14 protein-coding genes and 1 pseudogene are annotated in these 16,668 nt (G+C 74.3%); 11 read left to right on the top strand and 4 right to left on the bottom strand.

Annotated features, from left to right (window positions below):
* Window positions 1-49: 49 nt before the first annotated feature.
* Window positions 50-829 carry a sirohydrochlorin chelatase gene (locus tag ABEB00_RS19850; RefSeq protein ID WP_345621317.1) on the bottom strand — a complete coding sequence of 260 codons (780 nt, stop codon included), beginning with the start codon at window positions 827-829 and terminating at the stop codon, window positions 50-52.
* Window positions 830-1,057: 228 nt separating this feature from the next.
* Between ABEB00_RS19850 and ABEB00_RS19845 the strand changes: the two are divergent.
* The 4 genes and pseudogenes from ABEB00_RS19845 to ABEB00_RS19830 all read left to right on the top strand — a co-directional run bounded on the left by ABEB00_RS19845 (window position 1,058) and on the right by ABEB00_RS19830 (window position 5,709).
* Window positions 1,058-1,744, top strand: a pseudogene (locus tag ABEB00_RS19845) (SanA/YdcF family protein).
* A 138-nt stretch (window positions 1,745-1,882) separates the two neighbouring features.
* Window positions 1,883-4,126, top strand: a complete 2,244-nt coding sequence (locus tag ABEB00_RS19840) for a molybdopterin oxidoreductase family protein (RefSeq protein ID WP_345621212.1) — start codon at window positions 1,883-1,885, stop codon at window positions 4,124-4,126.
* Window positions 4,127-4,387: 261 nt separating this feature from the next.
* A complete protein-coding gene (locus ABEB00_RS19835; RefSeq protein WP_345621211.1) occupies window positions 4,388-4,981 on the top strand; it encodes a hypothetical protein in 594 nt (197 codons plus the stop codon).
* A 110-nt stretch (window positions 4,982-5,091) separates the two neighbouring features.
* Entirely contained in the window at window positions 5,092-5,709 is a 618-nt protein-coding gene (locus ABEB00_RS19830) for a class F sortase (RefSeq protein WP_345621210.1), read from the top strand.
* Between the two features lie 33 nt (window positions 5,710-5,742).
* On the opposite strand, the gene ABEB00_RS19825 is transcribed toward ABEB00_RS19830, so the two are convergent.
* Complete coding sequence (locus ABEB00_RS19825; protein WP_345621208.1) at window positions 5,743-6,234, bottom strand: cytidine/deoxycytidylate deaminase family protein; 492 nt, start codon at window positions 6,232-6,234, stop codon at window positions 5,743-5,745.
* Window positions 6,235-6,346: 112 nt separating this feature from the next.
* Window positions 6,347-7,129 (bottom strand): sulfite exporter TauE/SafE family protein, encoded by a 783-nt coding sequence (locus ABEB00_RS19820; protein WP_345621207.1) that lies wholly within the window; start codon window positions 7,127-7,129, stop codon window positions 6,347-6,349.
* A 181-nt stretch (window positions 7,130-7,310) separates the two neighbouring features.
* Here ABEB00_RS19820 and ABEB00_RS19815 point away from each other — a divergent pair, with 181 nt between their 5' ends.
* The 4 genes from ABEB00_RS19815 (at window position 7,311) to ABEB00_RS19800 (ending at window position 12,666) form a co-directional block, all read left to right on the top strand.
* On the top strand, window positions 7,311-8,582 hold the full coding sequence (locus tag ABEB00_RS19815) for an NAD(P)/FAD-dependent oxidoreductase (protein ID WP_345621206.1): 1,272 nt from the start codon (window positions 7,311-7,313) through the stop codon (window positions 8,580-8,582).
* On the top strand, window positions 8,582-11,185 hold the full coding sequence (gene nirB, locus ABEB00_RS19810; RefSeq protein WP_345621204.1) for a nitrite reductase large subunit NirB: 2,604 nt from the start codon (window positions 8,582-8,584) through the stop codon (window positions 11,183-11,185). Before ABEB00_RS19815 ends, nirB begins: the two co-directional genes overlap by 1 nt.
* Window positions 11,182-11,532: a nitrite reductase small subunit NirD gene (gene nirD, locus ABEB00_RS19805; protein ID WP_345621203.1), complete on the top strand. Its 351-nt coding sequence runs from the start codon at window positions 11,182-11,184 to the stop codon at window positions 11,530-11,532. The genes nirB and nirD overlap by 4 nt, the downstream gene beginning before the upstream one ends.
* Window positions 11,533-11,709: 177 nt before the next feature.
* A complete protein-coding gene (locus ABEB00_RS19800; protein WP_345621202.1) occupies window positions 11,710-12,666 on the top strand; it encodes an SMP-30/gluconolactonase/LRE family protein in 957 nt (318 codons plus the stop codon).
* A 28-nt stretch (window positions 12,667-12,694) separates the two neighbouring features.
* Here the strand turns inward: ABEB00_RS19800 and ABEB00_RS19795 are convergent, their stop codons facing one another.
* Window positions 12,695-13,561, bottom strand: coding sequence for a class I SAM-dependent methyltransferase (locus ABEB00_RS19795; protein WP_345621201.1), 867 nt, complete (start codon window positions 13,559-13,561; stop codon window positions 12,695-12,697).
* Between the two features lie 84 nt (window positions 13,562-13,645).
* On the opposite strand from ABEB00_RS19795, the gene ABEB00_RS19790 reads away from it, so the two are divergent.
* From ABEB00_RS19790 to ABEB00_RS19780, 3 genes are all read left to right on the top strand, one after another.
* The gene (locus tag ABEB00_RS19790; RefSeq protein ID WP_345621316.1) at window positions 13,646-14,182 is read left to right on the top strand and encodes a helix-turn-helix domain-containing protein; all 537 of its coding nucleotides are present in this window, start codon (window positions 13,646-13,648) and stop codon (window positions 14,180-14,182) included.
* Window positions 14,183-14,332: 150 nt separating this feature from the next.
* The gene (locus ABEB00_RS19785) at window positions 14,333-14,749 is read left to right on the top strand and encodes an excalibur calcium-binding domain-containing protein (protein ID WP_345621200.1); all 417 of its coding nucleotides are present in this window, start codon (window positions 14,333-14,335) and stop codon (window positions 14,747-14,749) included.
* 140 nt (window positions 14,750-14,889) lie between these two features.
* Window positions 14,890-16,047 carry an alkaline phosphatase PhoX gene (locus tag ABEB00_RS19780; RefSeq protein ID WP_345621198.1) on the top strand — a complete coding sequence of 386 codons (1,158 nt, stop codon included), beginning with the start codon at window positions 14,890-14,892 and terminating at the stop codon, window positions 16,045-16,047.
* Window positions 16,048-16,668: the final 621 nt, after the last annotated feature.

Raw genomic sequence — 16,668 nt, 5'->3', positions numbered from 1 at the left:
AGTACGGGGTGCGCGCGGGCGTCCGGCCGTCGTGACCGGGGTCACGGCCTCAGGCGGACGCCAGTTGCCAGCGGGCCGTCGCCGGGAGGGTCGTCGCCGGGGTGGTGCGGGCCTCGTCGTAGCGGTGGAGGAGGAGGTGGGCCATGGCCGGGTGGGTGCCGAGGGGGGCCGCGGCGATCCAGGGGGCCGCGGCGGCGCACTCCCTGGCGAAACGGCCGGGGGCGGTGAAACAGGAGGCCACGGCGATGTTCCGGTGCCCGCGGCCCCTCAGGGCGCTGACCGCCTCCGGCACGGTGGGGGTGGCGGTGGTGGCGTAGGCGGGGAGGACCGGGACGCCGAGGCGGGCGGCGAGCAGGCGGGCCGTGCGGCCGGTGTCGACGGCCGACTCCGGGTCCCGGGAGCCGGCGGCGGCCAGGACGACCGCGTCCCCTCGGCGGCGGTGCCAGCCGGCCTCGGCCAGCCGGTCGTGCAGGGCGTCGACGAGGAGGGGGTGCGGGCCGAGCGGGGCGGCCACGCGGGTGCGGGCCGGGGACCGGGCGGCCATCTCGGGGATGTCCCGTTTGACGTGGTAGCCGCGGCTGAGCAGCAGCGGTGCCAGAACGGCCGGACCGTCACCGAGGGCGGCGAGCGTGTCGGGGAGGAGCGGCTCGTTCAGCTCGATGTGCCCCAGGCGCACGGACAGGCCGGGGCGCAGGGCGCGGACCCGGTCGAGGAGGGCGCTCACGGTGGCCAGGGCGCGCGGGTCGCGGCTGCCGTGGGCGACGACGACCAGGGCGGGCCCGCCGTCCGGACCGGTCGTCGGGCTCGTCCCGCGCGTCCTGCTGCTCATCGTCGTCACCGTCATGCCGTCGATCGTGACGCCGGGAGGTTGCCACCCCGTTGCATGGGCGTCACGGAGGTTTTCCGGGGGTTCACCGGCGGGAGGTGCGCGGTGTGAGGCGGCGTGACCTGCCGGTTCACCGCGCCGGAGGGAGGCGGGTCACCGGCCGGGAGTGAACCGGAAGGGCGGGCCGGGCGTCTGTCAGGGTCGGGGCGAGCGGGGAGGGGGCGAGCGGCGATGGGCCGTCGAGGAGTGCGCGTACCGTGGTTGCCGCGCACACGCGCGGGGCGCCGTCGCCTGCTGCGGGCGGTGGTGGCCGGGTGCGTACTGGTGCTGCTGCCGGGGGCGTGGCTGCGGCTGGTGACGGACGACCGGCTGCGCACCGCGGGCGACGTGGAGCGCACCGAGGTCGCCGTGGTGTTCGGCGCCGGGCTGTGGGACGGCGAGCCGTCGCCGTATCTCGCGCACCGGCTGGACACGGCGGCCGAGCTGTACCGGGCCGGGCGGATCGAGGTGGTCCTGGTCACCGGGGACAACAGCCGCGAGGAGTACGACGAGCCGGACGCCATGCGCGCCTACCTGGTCCGGCACGGCGTGCCCGGCGCGCGGATCGTCAGCGACTACGCGGGCTTCGACACCTGGGACTCCTGCGTCCGCGCGAAGAAGATCTTCGGGGTCGACCGGGCCGTCCTGATCAGCCAGGGCTTCCACCTCCGGCGGGCGGTGGCGCTGTGCCGGGCGGCGGGGGTGGCCTCGTACGGCGTCGGGGCCGCCGACCGGCACGACGCGACCTGATACTACGGGGCCGCCCGGGAGGTCCTCGCGGCCGGCAAGGCGGCGTGGGACGCGGCGGTCCGACCCGACCCGCACTTCCTCGGGCCGAGGGAGCCCGGGGTGGCGCGGGCTCTGGACGCCCCGCGGTGACCTGGGCCGCCGGCCCGGGCCGATGGCCTGGGGCCGCGGGTCCCTCACGGTGGGCGGGCGGCGGCGGGGAGGTCCCTGTCCCGGCCGCGTAACAAGGGGCCGCAGGCCGCGTAACACGCACGACGCACCGTGGAAGGCATGCCGAATGCCGCGACGCCCACGCACTGCCCGTACTGCGCCCTGCAGTGCGGGATGAATCTGACGGCCGCCGCCGACGGGACGGTCGAGGTGAGCGAGCGGACGGACTTCCCGGTGAACCGGGGCGCGCTGTGCGGCAAGGGCCGTACGGCGCCCGAGGTGCTCTCCTCGCGCGTGCGGCTGACCTCGCCGCTGGTGCGCTCCGCCGACGGCACGCTGGTGGCGGCGGGCTGGGACGAGGCGCTGGACCGGATCGCGGCGCACCTCAGCCGGGTGCGCGACACGTACGGACCGGACGCGCTCGGGGTGTTCGGCGGGGGCGGGCTGACCAACGAGAAGGCGTACGCGCTGGGGAAGTTCGCACGCGTGGTGCTCGGTACCTCGCAGATCGACTACAACGGGCGGTTCTGCATGTCGTCCGCGGCGGCGGCCGGCACGAAGGCGTTCGGCCTCGACCGGGGGCTGCCGTTCCCCCTGGAGGACATCCCCCGCACCGGGTGCGTGATCCTGGTCGGCTCCAACCTCGCGGAGACCATGCCGCCGTCGCTGCGGTTCTTCCGCGAGCTGCGGGAGAACGGCGGCACGCTGATCGTCGTGGACCCGCGCCGGACCCGGACGGCCGAGCAGGCCGACCTGCACCTGGCGCCCCGGCCAGGCACCGACCTGGCCCTCGCGCTGGGGCTGCTGCACCTGGTGGTCGCCGAGGGGCGGGTGGACGAGGAGTACGTGCGCGAGCGCACCTCCGGCTGGGAGGAGGCGCGGGCGGCGGCGATGGCGCACTGGCCGGAGCAGGTGGAGCGGCTCACCGGCGTGTCCGTGCCCGACCTGCGCGAGGCGGTACGGATGTTCTGCGCGCCCGAGGCGGCGATGGTGCTCACCGCGCGCGGGCCCGAGCAGCAGTCCAAGGGCACCGACACGGTGGGCGCGTGGATCAACCTGTGCCTGGCGACCGGGCGGGCCGGGCGGCCCCTGTCGGGTTACGGCTGCCTGACCGGGCAGGGCAACGGGCAGGGCGGGCGCGAGCACGGGCAGAAGGCCGACCAGCTCCCCGGTTACCGCAAGCTGACCGACCCGGCGGCGCGGCGGCACGTCGCCGAGGTGTGGGGCGTCGACCCGGACTCCCTGCCGGGGCCGGGGCGCAGCGCGTACGAACTGCTCGACGCGCTCGGCACGGACGTACGGTCGCTGCTGCTGATGGGGTCCAACCCGGTGGTGTCGGCGCCCCGCGCGGCCCATGTGGAGGAGCGGCTGCGCTCGCTCGACTTCCTCGCCGTGTGCGACGTGGTGCTGTCGGAGACGGCGGAACTGGCGGACGTGGTCCTGCCGGTGACGCAGTGGGCGGAGGAGAGCGGCACGACGACCAGCCTGGAGGGCAGGGTGCTGCTGCGGCGCCGGGCGCTCCCCCCGCCGGACGGCGTCCGCAGCGACCTGGAGGTGCTGCACGCACTCGCCGACCGGCTGGGCGTGGAGAAGGGCTTCCCGGTCGACCCCGAGGAGGTCTTCGAGGAGCTGCGCCGGGCGAGCGCGGGCGGCCCGGCGGACTACTCCGGCATCACGTACCGCCGGCTGGCGGAGGAGAACGGGGTGTTCTGGCCGTGTCCGGCGCCGGTCTCGTCGGCCACTTCCGTCATGTCGGCCACTCTGGGCACTCCGGTCACTCCAGCTACTCCGGCCGCTTCGGCCGCTCCCGTCACGCCGGCTACTCCGGCTACTCCGGCCGCTTCGGCTACTCCGGCCGCTTCGGTTTCCGCCGCCTTGCCCGACGTGCACCCCGGTACTCCGCGTCTCTTCCTCGACCGGTTCGCCACCGACGACGGGCGGGCCCGCTTCGTGGCCGTCTCGCACCGGCCGGCCGCCGAGGAGACCGACGAGGAGTACCCGGTGCTGCTGACCACCGGCCGGGTCGTGGCGCAGTACCAGTCCGGTGCCCAGACCCGGCGGGTCGAGGAGCTGAACGCCGCCGCGCCGGGCCCGTTCGTGGAGCTGCACCCGCGTCTGGCGGCGCGGCTCGGCGCGGCCGAGGGCGACCCGCTGGCCGTGGTCTCCCGCCGGGGGCGCGCCGTGGCGCCGGCCCGGATCACGGCCGGCATCCGCCCCGACACCGTCTTCATGCCGTTCCACTGGCCGGGCGAGGGCCGCGCCAACACCCTGACCAACCCGGCGCTGGACCCGACCTCGCGGATGCCGGAGTTCAAGGTGTGCGCGGTGCGGCTGGAGACGGTCGGCGGCCGGGAAACCGGCTGAACGCACGTCGGACGAGGTTCTTCCGGTGCGGGCGCTCACCCGTTCACACCCGTGCCGTACGCCCTTCGCGTTCTTCTCGGGTGCTCGGTCGTGGCACGCCGGTGACCTGCCGAAACGGAGTCGGGTGCGGACCGGTTCCGGATCGTGCGCCACCCGTTCGGCACACTCCTGACGCGCTCTCGGGAAGCGGGCGCGGCCCGCTGCCACTTACCTCGGAGTGGCAGGGGACAGACACGACACCGACAGGTCGAGGGAGCACCGATGCGACGTACCGCCCGTCTGCTGACCGGTACCGCGCTCGCCGCCACCGTCACACTCGGCGCCACCGTCACGCTCACCGCCACCGCCGGTATCGCCGTCGCGGCGCCCGCGTACGCCGGGGGCTCGCAGGGCGCGGAGGGGGTGGAGGGCGCGGAGGGTGCCGCCGGCCGGCTGGACATCCGTCCGTCCACGGTGGTGCCGGGCGGCCGGGCCGCGGTGGACACGGCGGCGTGCGGCGCCGCCGGGACGGCTTCGGGCGACGCCGGCGCGGTGGGCGCCGGCCCGTTCACGCTGGCGCCGGGGGGCGACGGCGGCGTGACGACCGGCGGGTTCCGGGTGCCGCCGGGCGCCCAGCCGGGGACGTACGAGATCGTCGCCGTCTGCGCCGAGGGTGCGCGGCGGGTGACGGGCGACCTGGTGGTCACGCTGGCGCAGGCCGGGCAGGTGTACCCCAGAGGAAGCGTGAAGACGGGGGTCGGTGGCGCTCTCGGCCCCGATCCCGTGCGGACCGCGGCCGGCGTGGCGGCTCTCGCCGTCGCCGCCGCGGGCGGTACCTGGCTCCTGCATCGCCGGGCGAGAGGCGACGGGATGTGACGGGCACCCTCCGCTGCCCGTCCGCCGGTACCGCACTTCCCCACCCCCTCCGGGTCCGACGCCCCTCGCGGCCCGGAGGGGGCAGGGGACCCTGACCACGAGGGGTCGTCATGCGCAGGTTCGGCAACACCGCCATAGCCGCCGTGACCGCGGTCGCCCTCTGCTCCGGGGCCTGGCTGCTGCGCGACGGCGCCTCGGCCGAGCCCCCGCAGCCCTCCGCCGCCGAGGCCCGCACCGGCCACGACCGCCAGGCGCCCGCCGCGCCCGCGCTGCCGCCCTCCCCGCCCGACCGCATCCGCGTCCCGGCGATCAGCGTGGACGCCCCGCTGACCGGGCTCGGCCTGACCCCCACCGGCAGCCTCGACGTACCGCCCACCGAACGTGAGAACCTCGCGGGCTGGTACGAGGCCGGCACCACACCCGGCGAGAAGGGCACCGCGATCGTCGCCGGGCACGTGGACAACGACGAGGGACCGGCGGTCTTCTACCGGCTCGGCGCCCTCAAGCGGGGCGGCGTCGTCGAGGTGGCCCGGCGGGACGGCACGGTCGCGGTGTTCACGGTGGACGCGGTCGAGGTGTACGAGGCCCGCGCCTTCCCCGACGCGAAGGTGTACGGCGCGGCGGCCCGCCCAGAACTGCGGGTCATCACCTGCGGCGGCGGCTACTCCCCGGCGACGGGTTACCGGGGGAACGTCGTCGTCTTCGCCCATCTGACGGGCACGCGGTGAGGGCCCGGGAGGGCGCGGGCAGGAGGCAGAGGGTCACCCGGCCCCGGCCCCGGTCCCGGTCCCGGTCTCAGCCTGCTGGTCGGCCCAGACATAGCTCTCGGGCAGCAGGTCGGCGATGCGGACGGTCCGGACGCGGTCGCCCTCGGCGCCGACGATGACCTCAAGGGCGGGGAAGTAATCGAGGAGGATCTGCCGGCACCGGCCGCACGGGGGAACGATCCCCCGGTCGCGGTCGGCCACGGTGACGACGGTGTCCAGTTCGTAGGCGCCCTCGGCGGCGGCGGCGCCGATGAGGATCAGCTCGGCGCAGGGGCCGCCCGTGAAGTGGTAGACGTTCAGCGCGGTGACGATCCGGCCGTCCCGGGCGCGGGCCGCCGCCGCCACGGTGTGGCGCTCACCCCGGCAGCGGGTACGGGCGACCCGGGTCGCGGCCTCGACGAGTTCACGGTCGGGTCCACGGTCGAGTTGCTGACCGGGGTCGGGGTGACGGTCTGGCCCGGGGGCACCGGCGTGGGTCTTCTCCATGACCGTCCCGAGGATGCAGCACCGGCACCCCGACCGCCCGGACCGGCGACCGACGGCGCGTCGCGGCGTACCGAAAGCAGGCGTCGTACCGAAGGCAGGTGTCGCGGCGGCCCTACGCCACCCACTGCTCGTACGCCATGTTCGCCACCATCGCGAACACGACCACCAGCAGCACGATCCGGACGAAGCCGCTGCCGTGCTTCAGGGCGGTGCGCGCGCCGAGGGTGCCGCCCGCCAGGTTGAAGACGGCCATCAAGGCGGCCAGTTGCCACAGCACGGCGCCCTGCCAGGCGAACATGGCGAGGGCGCCGGCGTTGGTGCAGCAGTTGACGATCTTCGCGGTGGCGGAGGCGGTCACCAGGTCGAGGTGGAGTACGGCGGTGAGGGCCAGGACCAGGAAGGTGCCGGTGCCGGGGCCGATCAGACCGTCGTAGAAGCCGATGCCGAGGCCCGCCAGACCGATCGCGGCGAGGACGCGGCGCGGGCCGGCCGGGCCGGTGGCGGGGGCCGTGCCGAAGGCGGGGCGCAGGATCACGAAGGCCGCGACGGCGAGCAGCACCACCATGATCACCGGCTTGAGCACCTCGGTGCTCATCCCGGCGGCGAGGAAGGCGCCGCCGGAGGAGCCCGCGAGCGCCGCCAGCCCGATGCGGACGGCGGTGCGCACGTCGACCGGCGCCTTGCGCGTATATGTCACGGCCGCGCCCAGGGTGCCGACGATGGCGACCGCCTTGTTGGTGCCGAGGGCGTGCGCCGCCGGGGTACCGGCCGGCAGGCCGAGCAGCAGCGCGGGCAGGAGCAGCAGTCCGCCGCCGCCCACCACGGCGTCGATCCAGCCGGCCGCGAGGGCGGCGGCGCACAGCAGTGCGAGGGTGGTCGGGGCCAGGTCGGTCATGCGCCCGACCCTACGAAGCGGGCGGACGCACCGTCCACGGAGCTGAGGATCTTCTGAGCTTGCCCTCGGCCGGCCGACCCGCTCCCCTCACACCCACCCCCCTCCCCCGCTGAGGGCAGCGTTCCCCGCGGGAAACAGACGTGATGCCACCGGGTAACACCGGCACCGCACGCTCGATGACATGACCTCGAATACGCGTGTGGTGGTGATCGGCGCCGGCCTCGCGGGCGTGACACTCGCCCGCCGGCTGCACGAGCTGGGCACGCCCGTGACGCTCGTCGGCGAGGAGGAACACCGGCCCTACAACCGGGTGCTGCTCGCCGAGGTGCTGGCCGGACGGTACGGCGCCGAGGTCATCGCGCTGCCCGCGCCCGCCTCGCTGGTCCGCGGCCGGGTCACCGGCGTCGACCGCGCGGCCCGGACCGTCACCTGCGCCGACGGCTCGGTGATCGCATACGACACGCTGGTCCTGGCGACCGGCTCCAACCCCGTACTGCCGCCCCTGCGCGGCCTGTTCGCCACCGGGCGCGAGACACCGGAGCACGCGCTGCCGGAGGGCGTGCACGCGTTCCGCACCATGGACGACTGCCTGGGCCTGTCGAAGGCGCTGCGGCCGGGCGTGCGGGCGGTCGTCATCGGCGGCGGACTCCTCGGGGTCTCCGCGGCCCGCGCGCTGGCCGTGCGCGGCGCGCAGGTCGTCCTCGCCCAGCAGTCCGAGCGGCTGATGGAACGGCAGCTCGACCCGTCCGCCTCGAAACTGGTCCGGCGCCACCTGGGCGACCTCGGGGTCGAGGTGCACACCGAGTGCCGGGTGCGGGACGTGGGCTGCGTCGGCGGCGCGGTGCGCTCGGTGGAACTGAGCGACGGGTACACCCTCGACGCCGACCTGGTGGTCCTCGCCTGCGGTGTCCGCCCGCGCGTCGGCCTCGCCCAGGCGGCGGGCCTGGAGGTCCGCAAGGGCGTCGTCGTCGACGACGAACTGCGCACCTCCGACCCGCGGATCCGGGCGATCGGCGACTGCGCGCAGCACGGGGAGACGCTGTACGGGCTCGCCGCCCCGGCCCTCGAACAGGCCGGTGTCCTCGCCGAGGCGCTGGCCGGCCGCGCGGACGCCCGCTACACCGGCACCCGCTCCCTGACCCGCCTCACCCTCACCGGCCACCCCACGCCCCCCTCCCCGTTCGCCCCCTCCCCCTTCGCCCCCTCCCCGTTCGACCTCGCCGCGTTCGGTGAGGTCGACCCCCGCCCCGGCGACGACGTCGTGCAGCTCACCGACGCCACCCGCGGCACGTACCGCAAGGTCGTCGTCCGTGACGACCGCCTGGTGGGCGGGGTCCTTGTCGGCGAACTCGGCACCGTGGGCGCGCTGGCGCGCGCCTGGGAGGGAGCAGAGCCGCTGCCCTCCGACGGTGCCCCCCTGCTCCACCTGCTCACCAATGACGGAGGCTCCTGATGACCGCCACCCCGGGGACGACCCCCACGCTCGTGCTCGTCGGCCACGGCATGGTCGGCCAGCGCTTCCTGGAGGCGCTCGCCGAGCGCGGTCTGACCGGCACCCACCGCGTGGTCGTGCTCTGCGAGGAGCCGCGTCCGGCGTACGACCGGGTGGCGCTCACCTCGTACTTCTCGGGCAACACGCCCGAGGACCTGTCGATGACCGACATGGCGTTCATCGAGGAGCACGGCATCGAGCTGCGGATCGGCGACCCGGCCGAGACCGTCGACCGTACGGCCCGCCGGGTCACCGCCCGCTCCGGCGAGGTCTTCGACTACGACATCCTGGTGCTGGCCACCGGCTCCTACCCGTTCGTGCCGCCGGTGCCGAACAAGGACGCCGAGGGCTGTTTCGTCTACCGCACGATCGAGGACCTCCTCGCCATCGAGAGTTACGCGAAGACCGCCACGACCGGCGCGGTGGTCGGCGGCGGCCTGCTCGGCCTGGAGGCGGCGGGCGCGCTGAAGGGGCTCGGCCTGACCTCCCACATCGTGGAGTTCGCGCCCCGGCTGATGCCCGTCCAGGTCGACGACGGCGGCGGCGCGGCGCTGCTGCGCACCATCGAGGAGATGGGCCTGAGCGTGCACACCGGCGTGGGCACGCAGGAGATCGTGGTCGGCGAGGACGGCGCGGTCACCGGCATGAAGCTGTCCGACGGTTCCGAACTCGCCACCGACCTGGTGGTCTTCAGCGCCGGTGTCCGCCCCCGCGACCAGCTCGCCCGCGACTGTGGTCTGGCGGTCGGCGAGCGCGGCGGCATCAGCGTGGACGAGCAGTGCCGCACGGTCACCGACCCGCGCGTCTTCGCGATCGGCGAGTGCGCGCTGGCCGCCGACGGCCGGGTGTACGGCCTGGTCGCCCCCGGTTACGAGCAGGCGGTGACGGTCGCCGCGACCCTCGCCGAGGACGAGGCGTCCTTCACGGGCGCGGACCTGTCCACCAAGCTGAAGCTGCTCGGGGTGGACGTGGCCTCCTTCGGCGACGCGCACGGCACCGCCGGGGACTGCCTGGACGTCGTCTACTCCGACTCCCGCGCGGGCCTGTACAAGAAGCTGGTCATCGGCCGCGACGGCACGCTGCTCGGCGGCATCCTGGTCGGCGACGCGGAGGCGTACGGCACGCTGCGGGCCTTCACCGGCTCGGTGCCGCCGATCGCGCCCGAGTCGCTGGTCCTCCCCGCCGGCGCGGGCGCCCCGGTCCAGCTCGGCCCCTCCGCCCTGCCCGACGAGGCGGTCATCTGCTCCTGCCACAACGTCTCCAAGGGCGCGATCCGCGGCGCGGTGACGGAGCACTCCTGCACCACCGTGCCCGAGGTGAAGAAGTGCACCAAGGCCGGTACCGGCTGCGGCTCCTGCGTCAAGGTGCTCGGCCGGCTCGTCACCGCCGAGCTGGAGGCGGGCGGCGTCGAGGTCGACAAGGGCCTGTGCGGCTGCTTCGCGCAGACCCGCGAGGAGCTGTACGAGATCGTGCACGCCCTGCGGATCACCTCCTACCGGGAGCTGCTGGACGGGCACGGCCGTGCACCGGCCCGGGGCGGCGACGGCTGCGAGACCTGCAAGCCGACGGTCGGTTCGATCATCGCCTCGCTCGCCCCGGTGATCGGCGCGAGCGGTTACGTCCTCGACGGCGAGCAGGCGGCCCTCCAGGACACCAACGACCACTTCCTGGCCAACCTGCAGAAGAACGGCTCGTACTCGGTGGTGCCGCGCATCGCCGGCGGGGAGATCGCCCCCGAGAAGCTGATCGTCATCGGCGAGATCGCCCGCGACTTCGGCCTCTACACGAAGATCACCGGTGGTCAGCGGATCGACATGTTCGGCGCCCGCGTCGAGCAGCTCCCGCTGATCTGGGCCCGGCTGGTCGACGCGGGTTTCGAATCGGGCCACGCGTACGGCAAGTCACTGCGCACGGTGAAGTCGTGCGTGGGCCAGACCTGGTGCCGCTACGGCGTCCAGGACTCGGTGCGCATGGCGATCGACCTGGAGCTGCGCTACCGGGGCCTGCGCAGCCCGCACAAGCTGAAGTCGGCCGTCTCGGGGTGCGCCCGCGAGTGCGCCGAGGCCCAGTCCAAGGACTTCGGCGTCATCGCCACCTCGAACGGCTGGAACCTGTACGTCGGCGGCAACGGCGGCGCCACCCCGCGCCACGCCGACCTCCTCGCGCAGGACCTCTCGGACGCCGAACTGGTCCGGCTGATCGACCGGTTCCTGATGTTCTACATCCGCACCGCCGACCGGCTGGAGCGCACCTCCACCTGGCTGGAGCGGATTCCCGGTGGCCTCGGCCACGTCCGGGACGTGGTGGTGCACGACTCGCTCGGCATCTGCGACGAGCTGGAGTCCCTGATGAGCTCGCACATCGCCGGCTACCGCGACGAGTGGGCCGCGACCATCAGCGACCCCGAGAAGCTCGCCCGGTTCGTCTCGTTCGTGAACGCGCCCGACACCCCCGACCCGGTCGTCGGCTTCGTGCCGGAGCGCGACCAGATGAAGCCCGACCTGCCCCTGCTGAACATCGGCCACCGTCCCATGGAAGCCCTGGAAGGAAGCGCCCAGCGATGACCCTGGCACCCGAGACCACCGACCTGAAGGTCCGGCTGCGCCTGACCGACGGCTGGTTCACCGCCTGCGACCTGAGCGCGCTGCTCCCCGGCCGGGGCGTCGCCGCCCTGCTCCCCGACGGCCGCCAGGTGGCCCTGTTCCGCGACCGCTCCGGCGAGCTGTACGCCATCGACAACCGCGACCCCTTCAGCGGCGCCGGCGTCCTCTCCCGCGGCCTGACCGGCACCCACCAGGGCCGCCCCTTCGTCGCCTCCCCCCTGCTCAAGCAGCGCTTCGACCTCTCCTCCGGCCAGTGCCTGGACGACGAGTCGGTACGGGTGACGACGTACGAGGTGCGGGCGTCCTGAGCCCGCCGCCGTGGTCGCGCCGCGGGAGCGGGCGGGCCGGCCGCGGGGTGGCGGGCCCCGGTCGGTCTCCTGTCGGTCTCCTGTCGAGTTCGGCCGGCTCGTCGAGTTCGCCGGGGCACCGCGTTTGACTGGGGCCGCTCGCGTTGCGCACGCCCACCCCCGTCACGGAGGCGAACCATGAGCGACCCCCACCCCCGACCGTCCCTCGCCCGGCCGTCCCGGCGCGCGGTGCTCGGCGGTTCCGCCGCCGCCCTCGCGGTCGTCGCCGGGACCGGTCCGGCCGAGGCATCCGGGAAGGCACCCTGGCCCACCGAGTTCCCGCTCCCCGACGGCTGGCTGCCCGAGGGGATCACCATCGGCGACCGGCCGTACGCGTACCTGGGCTCCCGCGCGAACGGCGCGGTCCACCGCACCGACCTGCGCACCGGCCGGGGCGCGGTGCTGCACGAGGGCGGCACGGGTCTGGCCGCCATCGGTCTGAAGCTGGACCGCGACGGTCTGCTGTACGTCGCCGGGGGCGGCGGCGGCACGGCCAGGATCATCGACGCCCGCTCGGGCACGCTGCTGGCCACCCACCGACTCACCGAGCCGAGCGGCCACTTCATCAACGATGTCACCCTGCTCGGCGACCGCGCCTGGTTCACCGACTCGCGCGGCCCGGTCCTGTACGGCGTCCCGCGCGGCCGGCCCGGCCCGGTCCGTGCCCTGCCGCTGACCGGCGACTGGACCCAGACCCCGGACGTCAACAACGCCAACGGCGTCGTGGGCACCCCCGACGGCCGCGGCCTGATCGTCGTCAAGAGCACACCGGGCGAGCTGTTCCACGTCAGCACGCGCACGGGCGTCGCCCGCCGGATCGCGCTCACCGGCGCGGCCGACGTGATCAACGGCGACGGACTGGTGCGCGTCGGCCGCACGCTGTACGTCGTACAGAACCGCCTCAACCTGGTCAGCGTCTGGGCGCTGAACGCCTCCGTCACCAGGGCCACCCTGCGCCGCACGATCACCGACCCGCGCTTCGACGTCCCCGCCACCGCCGCGCGCTTCGGCGACCGGCTCTACCTCGTCAACGCCCGCTTCACCAGCCCGCAGACACCGCAGACGACGTTCACGGCGGTGGCCGTGGAGCGCTGAGCACGGCCGGGCCTCCGCCTGCCGCGGCTCAGGGGCGGCGGGCGAGCCAGGTGGTGCGGGTGGTGCTCACGCTCAGGTCGTTCCGGCGCGCGATGCCGTGCGGCCGGCTTTCGTCCAGCAGGGTGTCCAGGACGGCCAGGTCGTCCGCGTCGAGGACGTCGGTGGCGTGGGAACGCAGCCTGAGCAGGCAGATCCGGGCGTAGCGAGGCAGGGCCGGTCCGGCCTGGGTGCGGTCGAGGCGGATGTCGAAGGGGCGGCGCGCCTCGACCGTGAATCCGGCGTTCATCAGCTCGCCGGTCCAGTCCCGGGGCGGCCGGGTGTTCGTGACGGCGTGCAGGCGGCTCTCCAGGCCGGGCCGGCCGATACCGATGTCCTCGGGCAGGAAACGGGGGAAGAAGTCCATCTCGGTGACCGCGAGGAGCCCGCCCGGCCGCACCCGCTCGAACGCCTGGGCCAGCGTGCGGGCGGGGTCGGCCGCGTGGTGCAGGAACGCGGCGGCCCAGACCAGGTCGTACGGCCCGCCCGCACCGATCTCGTCCCAGGGCGCGTCGAGGTCCGCCTCCAGCGTCCGGATGCGGCCGGCAACGCCGTGTGCGGCGGCCTGCTTGTTCAGGCGATGCAGCATCTGCGCGGAGATGTCCACGGCCGTCACCCGGGCCGGGCCGAACCGGTGGGCGAGAGCGAGGCTGCCGGTGCCGGGGCCGCTGCCCAGATCCAGTATCCGGGCCGGGGCGGGGTCGGCGACCTCGGCGAGCCAGCCGGTCAGCCGCGTGAGGTAGGGCGCCAGGACTTCGGCGTCCGCTTCCAGCATCCGCGCCATCGCGATGTCGGAGCCGCTCGCCCGCCCGTGTCCGAGGTGACCGTGGGTGCCGTGGATGCCGTGGGGTGTGTTCATGCCTCGACGGTAGGGGGATCATTGCCGCTTCGTCATAGACTCTTGCCGATGGAGCAAGAAACGACTTTGGACGCAATCGTCAGGATGCGGATCAGGTCCCTGCGCAGGGCGCGCGGCTGGTCGCTGGACAACCTCGCCGAACGCGCGGGCATCAGCCCTTCCCAGCTCAGCCGCATCGAGACCGGTCACCGCCGCCTCAGCCTCGACCAGCTCACCGCCCTCTCCGGGGCACTGGGCAGGTCACTCGACCAGCTCGTCGAGTCACCCGACGACTCCGACGTCGTCATCCGTCCCGACCGTGACGACAGCCGCGGCCTGACCACCTGGCTGCTGAGCAAGGACGACGGCCCGCAGGGTCTGACCGTCGCCAAAATGCGCCTCACCGACCAGGCGGGCGACGTCGCCCCCGAGGACTTCGGTGTGCACCCCGGCAGGGACTGGTTCACCGTGCTGTCCGGCACCGTCGTCCTGTATCTCGGCGACCGCGTCCTCCGCGTCGAGGCCGGCCAGGCCGCCTCGTTCTCCACCATGACCCCGCACGCCCTGCGCGGCGACCGCGGCCCCGCCGAGATCCTGTGCATTCTCGACCACCACGGCGAACGCAGCCACCTCCGCACCTGAGCCGACCGCGGTAGCGCCCGCAGGGAGCGGAGAGTTACCGTCCGGTCACGTCACGTTCGCATCACAGGACGCCCATATCCCCTCCGGACCCGCGGCGCCTCCGTACGTTCGTCACCTCACATCCCATTCGCCACACTCGGGGGGACGACCATGAACCCGCTCCGCAAACCGGCCGCCGTCGCCATCATCGCCCTGGTCCTGGCCGCACTGCCGGCCACCGCCCTGGCCCACGACGGCGGCCACCCCTTCGAGAACTGCGCCGAGGCGTACGAGGCCGGATACGCGAACATCCAGAAGGGCGACGAGCACTACGGCGCCCACCTGGACCGCGACGGCGACGGCGTCGGCTGCGACAACCCCCCGGCGGACTTCGTCCCGGCGGACGACGAGGAAGCGGGCGTCGGCTCCGACTCCGGCTCCGCGCCACGGGACACCGACCTGGCCGCGACCGGCGGCGGCGACGCCACCCCGTACCTCGCGGCGGGCGCCGGCGCGGTCGTCCTCGCGGGCGGCGGCCTGCTGCTGGCGGCGAACAAACGACGCGGCCCGCGCCGGACCCAGCGCTAGGGCGAAACACGCTCCAGGGCCTGTACGGCGACGCGACATGGCGTGGCCATGCCTCAGCCATCCCCTTCCCCTAGATTGCGTGACCGCACGACCCCGCGGCCATCCGGCGGGCGGGCGGTCACGGCATCTCTGGAGTGAGAGTGGAACGTCGTACCCTTCTGCGTGCGGTCGCCCTCGGCGGCACCTCCGCCGCCCTGGGCGGCACCCTGTGGCGCGGCGCCGCGTTCGCCGCGCCGGCCCAGCCCGGCAGCGGCCCCTACGGCGCGCTCGGCGCGCCGGACTCGAACGGCCTCAGGCTCCCGTCGGGCTTCACCGGCCGGGTGATCGCCCGGTCCGGCCAGACGGTCGCCGGCACCTCGTACACCTGGCACAACGCCCCGGACGGCGGCGCCTGTTACGCCGACGGCACGGGCTGGATCTACGTCTCGAACTCGGAGGTCAACCCTTCCGGCGGCGCGAGCGCGGTGCGGTTCTCGTCCTCCGGGACGGTCACGTCGGCGTACCGCGTGCTCTCGGGCACCCGGCAGAACTGCGCGGGCGGCAAGACCCCGTGGAACACCTGGCTCTCCTGCGAGGAGGTCGACCGCGGCTACGTCTACGAGACCGACCCCTGGGGCACGAAGGCGGCCGTGCGCCGGGATGCCATGGGCCGCTTCAAGCACGAGGCGGCGGCGGCCGACCCGGTCCGCGGGGCCGTCTATCTGACGGAGGACGTCACCGACGGCTGCTTCTACCGTTTCCGGCCGGCGACCTGGGGCGATCTGTCGGCCGGCACGCTGGAGGTCATGGTCGCGTCCACCGCCACCAGCGGCCCGGTCACCTGGGCCAGGGTCCCCGACCCGACCGGCGCCACCGCCACCCGCAACCAGGTCTCCGGCGCCAAGCGCTTCAACGGCGGCGAGGGCTGCCACTACGCCGACGGCACCTGCTGGTTCACCACCAAGGGCGACAACCGCGTCTGGCAGTACAACGCCGCCGCCCAGACCATCGAACTGGCCTACGACGACTCCCTGGTGACCTCCGGTACGGCCCCGCTGACCGGCGTCGACAACGTCACCGGCTCCGCCTCCGGCGACCTGTTCGTCGCGGAGGACGGCGGCACCATGGAGATCTGCGTCATCACCCCGAGCGACGTCATCGCCCCCTTCCTCCGGCTCGACGGCCAGTCCGGCTCCGAGATCACCGGCCCGGCCTTCTCCCCCGACGGCACCCGGCTGTACTTCTCCAGCCAGCGGGGCACGAGCGGGAGTTCGTCGGGCGGGATCACGTACGAGGTGAAGGGCCCGTTCCGCTCCTGACCCGCTCCGGCGCCGGAACGGGTCTCAGGACACCCGCTCCGGCGCCGGACGGGCGTGATGACACGCACAGCGGCACCGCGGCAGCAACAGCACCGCCGCGGCCCCCGGCATCGACACGTCCGCCAACTGCCGGCAGTCCCCGTGCAGATCCTCGTACCCGGGCGTCCTCGCGAGCCCGCACTCGGCGGACAACCCGGCCTCGACGGACCGTGACTCGTGCGCCGCCACGACACCTCCCCCTCTCGTTCCGGGCATGGACCCGGCCGTGACCTATTCGCCGTGAGGGGGCGGGACGGATGCACCGGGTTCTTCCGGCCCGGACAACGGGGGCCGACGGCGGTCCCGCTCGGCCGACCTCATCCATCCGTGCTCGGATACCGCGGCGGGCTGGGCCGGCCATCGTGAGCGAGCGCAAGCCCTGCCGGACCGGCCTGTCCGACGAGCAGTGGGCGCCGGCACCTGGGGTCTCTATTCTTCTGATCGCCACGAGCCTGGTGCCACCGGACGAACCGCTCGGCCGGGTGGCCGCGCGAAGCCGACGCCGCGAAGCGCCGGGCCCCCGACCCGGGACGAATGAATCACGAATCCATCACATGACCTTCACAGCAACGGGCCCCGCCC

The organism is Streptomyces ziwulingensis (assembly GCF_039542605.1).
Lineage (GTDB): Bacteria > Actinomycetota > Actinomycetes > Streptomycetales > Streptomycetaceae > Streptomyces > Streptomyces ziwulingensis.
Note: the sequence above shows the minus strand (reverse complement) of the source record. Positions and strands in the feature narration are given on the sequence as shown.

Bases quoted from the DNA above. Each gene is read 5' to 3' on its own strand.
- ABEB00_RS19785 (WP_345621200.1), top strand. From the start codon at position 14,333: ATGAACCCGCTCCGCAAACCGGCCGCCGTCGCCATCATCGCCCTGGTC.
- ABEB00_RS19835 (WP_345621211.1), top strand. From the start codon at position 4,388: ATGCGACGTACCGCCCGTCTGCTGACCGGTACCGCGCTCGCCGCCACC.
- ABEB00_RS19790 (WP_345621316.1), top strand. From the start codon at position 13,646: ATGCGGATCAGGTCCCTGCGCAGGGCGCGCGGCTGGTCGCTGGACAAC.
- ABEB00_RS19840 (WP_345621212.1), top strand. From the start codon at position 1,883: ATGCCGAATGCCGCGACGCCCACGCACTGCCCGTACTGCGCCCTGCAG.
- ABEB00_RS19800 (WP_345621202.1), top strand. From the start codon at position 11,710: ATGAGCGACCCCCACCCCCGACCGTCCCTCGCCCGGCCGTCCCGGCGC.
- ABEB00_RS19820 (WP_345621207.1), bottom strand. From the start codon at position 7,129: ATGACCGACCTGGCCCCGACCACCCTCGCACTGCTGTGCGCCGCCGCC.
- nirB (WP_345621204.1), top strand. From the start codon at position 8,582: ATGACCGCCACCCCGGGGACGACCCCCACGCTCGTGCTCGTCGGCCAC.
- ABEB00_RS19850 (WP_345621317.1), bottom strand. From the start codon at position 829: ATGAGCAGCAGGACGCGCGGGACGAGCCCGACGACCGGTCCGGACGGC.
- ABEB00_RS19830 (WP_345621210.1), top strand. From the start codon at position 5,092: ATGCGCAGGTTCGGCAACACCGCCATAGCCGCCGTGACCGCGGTCGCC.
- ABEB00_RS19795 (WP_345621201.1), bottom strand. From the start codon at position 13,561: ATGAACACACCCCACGGCATCCACGGCACCCACGGTCACCTCGGACAC.
- nirD (WP_345621203.1), top strand. From the start codon at position 11,182: ATGACCCTGGCACCCGAGACCACCGACCTGAAGGTCCGGCTGCGCCTG.
- ABEB00_RS19825 (WP_345621208.1), bottom strand. From the start codon at position 6,234: ATGGAGAAGACCCACGCCGGTGCCCCCGGGCCAGACCGTCACCCCGAC.
- ABEB00_RS19815 (WP_345621206.1), top strand. From the start codon at position 7,311: ATGACCTCGAATACGCGTGTGGTGGTGATCGGCGCCGGCCTCGCGGGC.